The sequence below is a fragment of the Curvibacter sp. EU05-FHT14A10 genome (genome assembly GCF_058791075.1).
Map to the genome: position 1 here is coordinate 493,225 of NZ_JBYTDE010000002.1, position 9,697 is coordinate 502,921.

The window sequence follows — 9,697 nt, forward strand, 5'->3', positions numbered from 1 at the left end:
CCCCCTGGCCCGACCACCATGAACCGACTGCAATCCGAGCTGTGCCGCCTGTACCTCCCCACGGGCGCCCCGCCGCCTGAAGGCGATGTGGCCGAGTTGGCACTGACCGGCCCCGACGGTGCGTTGCGAGGCGCCGTGCTGGAACTGGCCCGCCCGGCCGACTGGCCGGCGCTGTCGGCCCTCTGGCAAGGGGTGCAGGCCGACCTGGGCCTGCCAGCGCCGGCCATCGCCGTGAATGGGCTGGACGGCTACCAGCTGTGGTTTTCGTGGGCCCAAGCGATGCCACTGGCCCAAGCCCAGGCCTTTTTGCAGGCCCTTTGCGCGCGCTACCTGCCCGGTGTGCCGGCGCGGCGCCTGCGGCTGCTGCCCCAGCCTGGCCAGGGCGTGCCCCAGGTGCCAGCGCTGCGGCCCGACACCGGGCTGTGGTCGGCCTTTGTGGCGCCTGACCTGGCCGCCGTGTTTGCCGACGAACCCGCCATCGACCTGCCCCCCGGCCCCGAGGCCCAGGCCGATCTGCTGGCCCGGCTGACCAGCATGCGCCCTGGCGACATGCTGCAGGCCTGGGAGCGCTTGCAACCCGCGCCAGCGCCCCAAGCCCACAAGGCACAGGCGGCGGCGCCTGCGCCGATGGGCCCACCAGCCCCCCCCCACACCAGCGCCGGGCCTGGTCCTGGCTTGAGCCCGCAGGCCTTCTTGCGTGCTGTGATGGACGACCCCGGCGTAGCCCTGGCCCTGCGCATCGAAGCGGCCAAGGCCCTGCTGCCTGCGAGCCCCGCCAACGCGGGCTGAACACCATGCAGCCGCCGCCCCGCCCTGCCAGCCCGCAATAGGCCGGACTGGCCGGACTGGCCACGCTGCGCGGGCTGTGCACCCTGCTGCTGGTGATGCACCATGCCGCCATCAGTGAGCGCCTGTTGACGATCTCGCACGGGCCGCGTTGGAGCGCAATCGGGATGAGTGGGTGGCCCGGATGCGCCGCATGGGCTTGTGCCCATGCAAGCGGGCGGGGCGCCACACATCCGGGTTCGTGCCCGATTTCGCGCCAACCCTTCGGGCCGTGGCCTTTTCAGGCGGTCTGCGGCATTGCGGCACTTGTCGATAGCCGGGCTATCGACAGCGCACCGCGCCTTGCATCCGATTCCAAAAAGACCGCTGCGCGGCCCGCCACATTCTTTTGACCGCTCAGGCCCGCCGTTTTGAAATTTCAAAAATATAAGTACATACCTGCTGGCGAATGAGCCGTCGCCAAGTTCATCAGTGTCTTCAAATGACGCCCCATCCATGCACAGACGCCAAATGCGCCAAATGCGCCAAATGCGCCATAGCGAGATCATCTCTGCCATGGGAAGCCCAAGCCATGCCCCAGGGTTTATACGGTTTCATCGATCAATTTAGTTCATTAATGTAAGCATATTGAAAATGACAACGTTATCTTCAATCTCAAACTCACCACACCATCTGCAACGCCATGTTCACGAAGCCAACGCCTTTGCCCCCCCCGTTTTCAGCGCCCACCGCCATGTACCGACTGAGTTCGCTCGGCATGGCGTGCCTCGCTTTCTCGCTCTCCGCCTGCGGCGGCGGTGACTCCGGGCCCAGGGCGGCGGTCGGTGCCATTCCGGCCGCCAGTTGCAGCGCGGCCACTTTTTCGTACAGCAACCTGACCGTCACATCCGTCAAGCTGGTGGCAGCCGGCTCCAATGAGGCGGCTGGCAGCAGCGGCGTGACCATCACCAACCCCGAGTACTGCGACGTGGTGGGCACCCTGAACCCCCGCACGGGTGCCCTGGATGGACGCCCCTATGGCATCGGCTTCGAGATGCGTCTGCCCACCCAATGGAACGGCCGCTTTTTCTACCAGCCCAACGGCGGTCTGGATGGCTCGGTGGTGGCGGCCGTGGGCGACATCCTCGGCGGCGGGCAAGCCTCCACAGGACTGACCAAAGGCTTTGCCACCCTGAGCACCGATGCAGGCCACCAGCCCGACACCACGGTGAACGCCAACATCAATGGGGGCGTGTTCGGCATCGACCCGCAAGCGCGCCTGGATTACGGCTACAACGCAGTAGGCAGCCTGACCCCGATGGCCAAGACCTTGATCAAGCAATACTTCGGCAAGCAGCCTGACCGCTCCTACATCGTGGGGACATCGAACGGGGGGCGCCACGCCATGGTGGCGGCCTCGCGCTTTGGCGACCAGTTCGACGGCTTTGTGGCCGGCTCGCCGGGTTTCAACCTGCCCAAGGCGGCTGTGGCCCAGCTCTGGGGCGCCAACCAGCTGGCCACCATCTCCAGCAAGTTCAGCAGCGGCGCCAAGGCTGGCCTGCCCGATGTGTCGACCAGCTTCAACGTCAGCCGCGACCTGAAACTGGTCTCCAACGCCATCATTGCCAAGTGCGACAGCCTCGATGGCGTGGCCGATCAGTCGGTCAACGACATCCAGGCCTGTCAGACAGCCTTCAACATCAGTACCGATGTGTCCACCTGCACCGGCACGCCCGATGGCACCTGCCTGAGCGCCGGCCAGAAAACGGTATTGGCCAACATGCACGCGGGGGCCAAGAACTCGGCCGGCCAGTTGCTCTACACCCAGTTCCTCTGGGATGCCGGCATCTACAATAGCTCCTCCTCAGGCTGGTTCACCTGGAAGACCGCCAACGCCACCGGACCACGCGATCCGCTGTCGGTGGGCTTTGTGTTCACGACCCCACCCACCTTGCCCAGCGTGATGACCGGCGTCGACCCAAGCATCCTGAACTTCGTGCTCGGCTTCAATTTCGACACCGATGCGCCAAAGATCTTCGCCACCAACGCCACCTACACCCAGTCGGCCATGGCCTTCATGACCCCACCTGACCTGCTGATGAGCAAGATGGTTGGCAACGGGGGCAAGATGATTCTGGTGCAAGGCTCGGCCGACCCGGTGTTCTCGGTCCAGGACACGATCAATTGGTACAGCAACTTCCAGGCCGCCTGGAATGACAAGGCCCAGGTGGCGGCACGGCTGTTCGTTGTTCCGGGCATGGGCCACTCGCGAGGCGGGCCCGCCACCGACAACTACGACATGGTGGACGCCATCGTGAACTGGGTGGAGTACGGCAAGGCCCCGGACAGCGTGCTGGCCTCCGCTCGGGGCGTTGGTGGCTCGATTGCCTCAACCAACGCCGACGTGCCCACCAGTTGGTCACCCAACCGTACCCGCCCACTGTGCCCCTACCCGAAGGTGGCCCGATACAACGGTTCGGGCAATGTGGAGTCGGCCGCCAGCTTCAGCTGCCGATGAGGAGCAAGCGCCATGACGGCAGATGTCTCTGAAACCGGCCAGAAGGGCACGCCTTCGATGCCACGACGCCGTTGGCTGGGGGCCGGCCTGCTGGCCGGTACCAGCCTGATGGCCACGCCCGCCCGGGCCGCACCGGGGCCCAGCACCGCCACCACCGACCGGGTACCCATGGCCTTGCCACGCACCGAATTCGTCTACGAAGCGGTCTGCGATCTGGAGCCCACGCTGGACCTGGGCCAGTCACCCTGGGGCGAGCGTCGCATGGTGCCGATTGCCGGCGGCACGTTTGAAGGCCCGGGCCTGAGGGGCAAGGTGCTACCGGGTGGGGCCGACCGCCAACTGATCCGACGCGATGGTGCCCGCTCGCTGGACGCGGTGTACGAGTTGCAGACGCATGACGGCGTGATCATCTCGGTGCGCAACAAGGTGCTGGTGCGGCCGCCCAAGGACGGGGGCGCCCGCTACGCGTTCTCAACCCTGGAGATCGTGGCCCCCGAGGGCCGTTATGGCTGGCTGAACGACCATGTGCACGTGGGCACGCTCGACAGCCTGCGCCCGGAGCGCGCGGCTGTGGTGATCCGGGTGTTCCGCCTGATCTGAAGCCGCGCAGCATCACAGAAGCGGGTAACTCTGCAGTAAGTCAGGCCGGATGACCATGCGTCATCTCCAGGCCTGTTTTTCGTCCTCAAGTCCTTTTGAGGAGCGGGCCTGGACCTGATGCACGGAGGTTCAGACCATGAAGGCTGTCCGCCCCCACTTGCCCTGGCCCCTCCCCGCCACCCGCCAGCGGGGCGCGACAACGCCCGCCGGAGGTGCCCGGCAAAGCTTGTCGCGGGGCCGCAGAGCGCTATTGATCATGCTCATGGGTGCGTGCCTCGGCCCATCCTGGGCCCAGGGCTCGCCAATGCCGCCGGTCGAGGCGGCCGTCGCCCGGCTGCAGCGAGACTGGGAAGCCATCCGCTACCAGAAGGCCGCCAGTGAGCGTGAAAAGTGGTTCGAAGGCCTGGCCACCAAGGCCCACGTGGTCAGCGAGACTTACGAAGGCCGAGCCGAACCCCTGATCTGGGAGGGGATCGTGCTCGGCTCGCTGGCCCAGGAAAGGGGCGGCCTGAGCGCCCTGCCGCTGCTCAAGCAGGCGCGCAGCCGGTTCGAGCAGGCCTTGCGGATCAATGACCAGGCGCTGGAGGGGACGGCCTACACCGGCCTCGGGGTGCTTTACTACAAAGCACCGGGCTGGCCGCTGAGCTTCGGCGACAAGGCCCAGGCGCGCGCGCTGTTGACCCGGGCTCTGCGACTTGATCCGCAGGGCCTGGACCCGAACTACTTCTATGCCGAGTACCTGGTCGAATCCCGCCTGCCAGACCAGGCCCTGCCCTACCTCGAGAAAGCCCTGGCCGCACCGGATCGCCCGGGCCGACCGCTGACCGAAGCAGGCCTCCGTCAAGACGCCAGGGCCCTGCTGGCCAGGATCCAGCAGACGCACTGAACCTTCCAGCGCCGCCCTTCCACCTGCGCAGCCCCCATGCCGACTTCAGTGCTTGCTTCAGGCCGGGCATCGCAGCACGCCTTGTCAACACCAACAGCCTCAGATTCACCCTCCCCCCAACAAACAAAGGAGTGACACCATGCGTGATGACCCAATGCCTCTACCCCCTCAGGAAATGTGGCGCAACGACCTCGCGTCGCAAGGTCCCGTCCCGGAATCTGGCGGCCTGGACCGAGCCCTGCCCCGGCTTCTGACACGGCTGTTCTTCCGCCAAGCGGTCATCACCGCGCACCAGGCATTGGCGCCGGGCCTGTTCATGATTTCTGTGCAGGGACAGGCACTGAAGGGACTGACCTGGTCACCTGGGGACAAACTGCAGATCAAGGTAGGCCCCGGCATGACGAACCGCACCTACACCCCCATCGACTGGAATCCGGAGACCGGCGAGACCCGCTTTGTGGCCCACGCCTTGGCACACGGCCCGGGCAGCGAATGGGTGCGCCACGCCCGGGTGGGGCAGGCCGTGGCCTTGATGGGGCCGCGCCGGTCGCTGGACCTGTCGGCCTGGCCTGCCGCCACCGGCATGCTGGTCGGGGATGAGAGCAGCATCAGCCTGGCAGCCGCATGGCGGCCGGCCCGCATCGTCCTGGAGGTCGACCAGCCCGAGCGCATCCACGCCCTGCTGCAGACCTGGCAGTTGCAGGCCGAACTGGTGGCCCGCCAAAGCGACGACGCGCACCTACCCGCCCTGTCAGCGCTGGTGCTGGCCGGCGCCGAGGCGGCTTCGCGCTACGTCCTGACCGGGCGGGCACGCACCATCCAGAGCCTGCTGCCGGCCCTGCGGGCGCAAGGCGTGTCCCGCCATCGCTTGCTGAGCAAGGCCTATTGGGCAGCCGGCAAGACCGGCTTGGACTGAGTCAGAGCAGCCCATCGGGCAGGCGCACCTAGCGCCCGCCGCCCTGCGCATCGCACGACTTGAGTTCGAGGCCCGGCCCGGGTGTCTGGCCAGTTGGCGAAGCAGCCTTGGGGGACTCCCAGGCCTCACCCGCCTCGATGCGACGCGCCATGTCGTCGAGCTGCCGCGCCTGTTCAGACGCCACGGGGTTCATCCAGGCCAGTGCGTAGCAGATCACCAACAGCGTCAACACCAATCCGGCCACGCTGCGGGCGGCAGGTGCCTTCAGGTGGCGCCGCAGGGTGGCCGCCTGGGTGTACAGATGCACACCCACGGCAGCCACCAACACAATGCCGAACAACTTGTGCACCGGGTGCATGCGCAGCGTGAACGAGGGTTGGTCCACGATCAGCATCATCAGCCCTGAACTGGCCATGCCCAGAAAGGCCACCAGCAGCACAGGGGTCGTCAGGCGGCGGATCATGACGCGCCTCCCGGCGAGGCGACGGGCAGCAGGTTCAGACTGAATTCGGCCCCAGGTTCAGCATTGCGCGCCTTCAGATGCCAGCCATGGGCCTGCGCCACTTCGAGGCAGATCGCCAGTCCCAGGCCGGCCCCCACATCACGCCGCCCGGGGCCGCGCCAGAAGCGGTCGTAGAGGTGGGCGAAATCGGCCGGATCGATGCCCGCACCGACATCGCGCACCACGATGGCCTGTGCCTGCAACCGCAAGCTGACCATGGAGCCTTCAGGCGCGAAGCCGATGGCGTTCTCGACCAGGTTCTTGAGCAGCACGAACGATGCTGAGTGGTCGCCCCGCACGCCCCGGGGCACCGATTCGATGTCGGGCACCAGGCCAACACCGGCGCGCTGGGCCAGGGGAGCCAGAAAGTGGCACACCTCCCAGACGATGGCCTCCCAATCCAACTCCGCATGGCGGTAGCTGCGGGGTTCGGTCACCTCGGCCAGCACCAGCATCTGCTGGACCTGGCGCGAGAGCTGATCGACATCCTGAATCAAGGCCCGGGCATCGGTTTCGCCCAGCTCCATCTGCCCCTTGAGCAGCGCCAACGGTGTCTTCAATTCATGGGCGGCGTCCGCCAGGAATTTCAGCTGCCGGGCAAAAGCGTCCTCCAGCCGCTGCAGGCTCTCGTTGAACGACAGCACCAGGGGTTTGAGCTCTCGAAACACCCCTTCGGTGCCCAGACGCAAGCCGGGGCGACTGAGTTGGATGCGGCCCGCCTCCTCGGACAGCCGCGTCACGGGGGCCAGCAGACGACGGAACAGAAAGAACTGAACCCCGCCCAGCAGCAGCACCGAGAGCACCGCCATGAGCAGCATCATCCCCCCCAGCCGTGCCCCGTTGCCGGCATGGAACAGGACCACCAGCCGCTCGCTGAGTCCGACCTGCAACCACAGATGGTCCGTCCCCTGACTTGGCGAGGGCAAGGCGACGGTGCGCACACGCAGCGGCAACCCCTCGACCCAGACCCGCCCATGGGTCTCGTGCGGTTCAGCGGCCGGTGCGGCGCCGGGCCAGACCTGCCGGGCCCGCTCAGAAGACCACAGCAGTTCATGGCCCTGATCGTCGAAGACGCGATAGACCAGATCCAGCGGCGCCAGATCGGACAGCCATCGCACCTCTTGCGGAATGAGCACCTGGGTCGGCAGGCCCTGCGCGTCGAACTGCACGCGCTCCGCCAGTTCAGTGGCCACGGCCAGGGTGGAGTGGTCCACCCAGTGCAGCGGATCGCCGCGCAGAAACCAGACGATGGCCAGGGCGATCAGCGACAGCGTGACCAACCAGGCCACGAGGTAGGTCCACATCAGCCGGGCACTGAGGCTGAGGTCGGCCCATCTACAGGTCTTCAAGCGCATAGCCGACCCCCCTCAGGTTCTGGATCTTCACAGTCGAGCCCAGCGCCAGGATCTTCTTGCGCAGGCGATGCAAGGCCACATCGAGCGCATTCGGCGTGACCGCCTCCTGCAAGCCCCAGGCCGCCGCCTCCAGGGCGCTGCGCCGTATCGGGTCGCCCCCGCCCTTGATCAGGGTCAGCATGATCTGCAGTTCGGTGCGCGGCAGTTGCACCGATTGCTGAGCACACACCAACAAGGCCTTATGGGGTTGCACCTGCAAGTCTGCGAAACGGGGCTCAAGCGAGGTCTGCTCCGGTGCGCGGCGCAACAGGGCCCGGGTGCGGGCCACCAGCTCTTCCAGCGGGAAGGGCTTGGTGAGGTAGTCATCGGCGCCGCCCTCCAACCCGGCAACCCGGTCGTGCAAGGCGTCGCGCGCGGTCAGGATCAGGCAAGGCAGTTGCTTGCCACTGTCACGCCAGCGCCGGATCAGCGACAGGCCATCGCCGTCCGGCAAGCCGCGATCGACCAGCGCCGCTGAGTAGGCCTGGCTTTCAAGTGCCGCCCAGCCCTGGTCGATGCGCTCCAGCACATCGCATTCGACACCGGCCTGGGCCAGGGCTCTTTTGATCAGGCTGGCCAGCCTGGGGTGATCCTCGATCAGCAGGACACGTTGCACAAAGCGACTCCCTCTCAGAACCGATAAAGATAGCCGATGCGCAGCATGGGCAGCGTCGAGCGGTCCACCAACGGGCTGCTCTTGATCGACGAGCCCAGGCGGGTCACGCCCAGGTCCAAAAAGGTGGTCTGATTGGGCGCCAGCCGGTAGTCCAGGCGCACCGCCAATTCGGTGTTCAGGGCCCCGCTGGCCTGGTAGGCCGCACGGCCGGCTCGGGCTTCGGCCTGTTCCACGCCGTAGTAGTACTGCACGTACTTCTGGTCCTGCCAGCTCAATTGGGCCCGCGGGGCAAGGCCGAAGCCACCCAGGTCAAAGCGGCGTTCCACCCCGACCTTGATCTTCTGCCCCTTGCTGTAGCCGGAGGCGTCGCCCGCCAACTCGGCCGACAGGTTGGCCAGCTCGGTGCGCCAGGCCACCCGCGTGCCCACCCAGAAGCTGGACTTGCGATCAGCCATGCCGGCCAGGGTGGGCGAATCCTTGGCCTGGTAACCCTCATCGGCCCCGTAGCCAAGCGTGAGCCCGAAGGCCACCGGCCCGGCCTGACCGAGCTTGAACTCCAGGCCCGGGCCGAACACCCGGACCCAGGCGTTCTCGTACGTCACCATGGGGAAGATTTCGGTCTTGTGCCTGAAGTCCTTGTAAGCCCGGACCCGGGGGAACACCACACCGCCGACACCCCAGCCGTAGGGGGGATCGGCATCGCCTGGTGCACCGTCGGCCCGTGCACTCTGGGCACAAGCCAGGCACATGGCCAGGGCCGCCAAAGGCACGGCCCGTGCCATCTGTGGGATGAATGCGTTCATGAGGTTCTTTCAAAACAGAGAAGACGCCCCATGGTCGCCCGCGTCGACTTACCGCATCGTTACTGAGAGCCCCTCCTGCCCGAAATGGCCCCTGCCACACGGCACAGCCTTTGAATGCGGCAGCACGCCAGCAAGACGAGCGCCATCAGTCCTGACTGCGGCCCACCGTGCCGAATGAAATCCACTCGCTTTCCAGGTCTTCTTCGATCCGGCTGAAGGCCTGGCTGGCCTCGACGGTGCCCATCGATTCGTAGCGGATCTTGCGCACCAGCGAATCCAGCGCCTTGGTCTTCTTCCAGAACCAGGCGGACTTCTGCTCAAACCGGAACACGGTGCTGGCCGTCAGCATGACGGCGGGCAGGGCCGCCAATGAGGCCGTGAACCACTTGGGAATCTCGGCAATGGCCACGGTGATGCCGGAGCCAATGCTGGCCAGCACGATGACACCCGACACCGCATAGGCCAGAAAGTAGTTGCGGATCGCGAAGCGCCGTGCCGCTATCGCGGCTGCAGCGATCTCCTCGTGGATCGCGCGTGCCAATTCGTCATCGGAAGGATTCATGGTGGGCTCCAGACGTCGGGTTGCAGCGGCCTCCCAAACGAAGGCCGTGCAACGCCTGGGGATTCTGCAACCGGGTGGGTGGGGCAGCAAGCGCCAGCCACCCGACCACCTTCAGTCCCAGGGGGGCCTCAAAAG

General features: G+C 66.4%; 10 protein-coding genes. 5 read left to right on the top strand and 5 right to left on the bottom strand.

What is annotated here, in order from left to right:
• Positions 1–18 precede the first annotated feature (18 nt).
• From AC3WUT_RS05370 to AC3WUT_RS05390, 5 genes are all read left to right on the top strand, one after another.
• Positions 19–789 (top strand): hypothetical protein, encoded by a 771-nt coding sequence (locus AC3WUT_RS05370; RefSeq protein ID WP_492346037.1) that lies wholly within the window; start codon positions 19–21, stop codon positions 787–789.
• Positions 790–1,543: 754 nt separating this feature from the next.
• Entirely contained in the window at positions 1,544–3,283 is a 1,740-nt protein-coding gene (locus tag AC3WUT_RS05375) for a tannase/feruloyl esterase family alpha/beta hydrolase (RefSeq protein ID WP_492346038.1), read from the top strand.
• A 12-nt stretch (positions 3,284–3,295) separates the two neighbouring features.
• A complete protein-coding gene (locus AC3WUT_RS05380) occupies positions 3,296–3,883 on the top strand; it encodes a DUF3237 domain-containing protein (protein ID WP_492346039.1) in 588 nt (195 codons plus the stop codon).
• Between the two features lie 262 nt (positions 3,884–4,145).
• Positions 4,146–4,769: a hypothetical protein gene (locus AC3WUT_RS05385; RefSeq protein ID WP_492346040.1), complete on the top strand. Its 624-nt coding sequence runs from the start codon at positions 4,146–4,148 to the stop codon at positions 4,767–4,769.
• 139 nt (positions 4,770–4,908) lie between these two features.
• Entirely contained in the window at positions 4,909–5,685 is a 777-nt protein-coding gene (locus tag AC3WUT_RS05390; RefSeq protein ID WP_492346041.1) for a siderophore-interacting protein, read from the top strand.
• A 28-nt stretch (positions 5,686–5,713) separates the two neighbouring features.
• On the opposite strand, the gene AC3WUT_RS05395 is transcribed toward AC3WUT_RS05390, so the two are convergent.
• The 5 genes from AC3WUT_RS05395 to AC3WUT_RS05415 form a co-directional block, all read right to left on the bottom strand.
• A complete protein-coding gene (locus AC3WUT_RS05395) occupies positions 5,714–6,148 on the bottom strand; it encodes a DUF4405 domain-containing protein (RefSeq protein ID WP_492346042.1) in 435 nt (144 codons plus the stop codon).
• Entirely contained in the window at positions 6,145–7,536 is a 1,392-nt protein-coding gene (locus AC3WUT_RS05400) for a sensor histidine kinase (RefSeq protein WP_492346043.1), read from the bottom strand. Before AC3WUT_RS05400 ends, AC3WUT_RS05395 begins: the two co-directional genes overlap by 4 nt.
• A complete protein-coding gene (locus AC3WUT_RS05405; RefSeq protein ID WP_492346044.1) occupies positions 7,523–8,197 on the bottom strand; it encodes a response regulator transcription factor in 675 nt (224 codons plus the stop codon). The genes AC3WUT_RS05400 and AC3WUT_RS05405 overlap by 14 nt, the downstream gene beginning before the upstream one ends.
• 14 nt (positions 8,198–8,211) lie before the next feature.
• Positions 8,212–9,000 carry a MipA/OmpV family protein gene (locus AC3WUT_RS05410; RefSeq protein WP_492346045.1) on the bottom strand — a complete coding sequence of 263 codons (789 nt, stop codon included), beginning with the start codon at positions 8,998–9,000 and terminating at the stop codon, positions 8,212–8,214.
• Positions 9,001–9,145: 145 nt separating this feature from the next.
• Positions 9,146–9,562: a hypothetical protein gene (locus AC3WUT_RS05415; protein ID WP_492346046.1), complete on the bottom strand. Its 417-nt coding sequence runs from the start codon at positions 9,560–9,562 to the stop codon at positions 9,146–9,148.
• Positions 9,563–9,697 lie beyond the last annotated feature (135 nt).

Bases quoted from the DNA above. Each gene is read 5' to 3' on its own strand.
- AC3WUT_RS05370 (WP_492346037.1), top strand. From the start codon at position 19: ATGAACCGACTGCAATCCGAGCTGTGCCGCCTGTACCTCCCCACGGGC.
- AC3WUT_RS05375 (WP_492346038.1), top strand. From the start codon at position 1,544: ATGGCGTGCCTCGCTTTCTCGCTCTCCGCCTGCGGCGGCGGTGACTCC.
- AC3WUT_RS05380 (WP_492346039.1), top strand. From the start codon at position 3,296: ATGACGGCAGATGTCTCTGAAACCGGCCAGAAGGGCACGCCTTCGATG.
- AC3WUT_RS05385 (WP_492346040.1), top strand. From the start codon at position 4,146: ATGGGTGCGTGCCTCGGCCCATCCTGGGCCCAGGGCTCGCCAATGCCG.
- AC3WUT_RS05390 (WP_492346041.1), top strand. From the start codon at position 4,909: ATGCGTGATGACCCAATGCCTCTACCCCCTCAGGAAATGTGGCGCAAC.
- AC3WUT_RS05395 (WP_492346042.1), bottom strand. From the start codon at position 6,148: ATGATCCGCCGCCTGACGACCCCTGTGCTGCTGGTGGCCTTTCTGGGC.
- AC3WUT_RS05410 (WP_492346045.1), bottom strand. From the start codon at position 9,000: ATGAACGCATTCATCCCACAGATGGCACGGGCCGTGCCTTTGGCGGCC.
- AC3WUT_RS05415 (WP_492346046.1), bottom strand. From the start codon at position 9,562: ATGAATCCTTCCGATGACGAATTGGCACGCGCGATCCACGAGGAGATC.